Here is a 432-nt window from a genome sequence, read left to right as displayed (position 1 = left end):
GACCCGGATCAGCTGGCGCAATGTCTGCGTTCCCTGAAAAACATAGACCGGGCATATGTTCGAACAAACTTCTGGCACTTGGCCCGGGCCTGTGGGCCAGGTGTGTTTAAAGCGTTGAAGCTGGATTTCACGAGCCCGAACCAATGGGGTGCAAAACCTGGCGTGACGGATGTGCTGTGTGCATTACTGGTGTGCCATGCTCCCGAGGTTATGAGAAAGAGCCTGACAATACAGCTGCAACCTGACCCTGTTCTGGTGCAAAGGTGCGGGCAGCTGCCCATGCGTTCAACGGTGAACAGGAAAATATTGACCGATGCTCTGGCCAGTGGCTGGGGACTCAACATAGAGTTTCGTCAAAGCAGTTTCACGATGCTTAATCGTCTGGCTGATCATTGTCAGTCCCTCGCGAAAAACGCTGCTCTTGATGATGTC

1 protein-coding gene is annotated in these 432 nt (G+C 53.2%); it reads left to right on the top strand.

Going from position 1 to position 432, the window contains the following annotated elements:
- Positions 1-114: 114 nt before the first annotated feature.
- A partial coding sequence (locus E1189_RS00390) for a hypothetical protein (RefSeq protein WP_155158175.1) occupies positions 115-432 on the top strand: 318 nt, incomplete at its 3' end.

The organism is Parendozoicomonas verongulae (assembly GCF_009711465.1).
GTDB lineage: Bacteria > Pseudomonadota > Gammaproteobacteria > Pseudomonadales > Endozoicomonadaceae > Sansalvadorimonas > Sansalvadorimonas verongulae.
The sequence above is the reverse complement of the archived record's forward strand: the minus strand, read 5'-3'. Positions and strand labels throughout refer to the sequence as shown.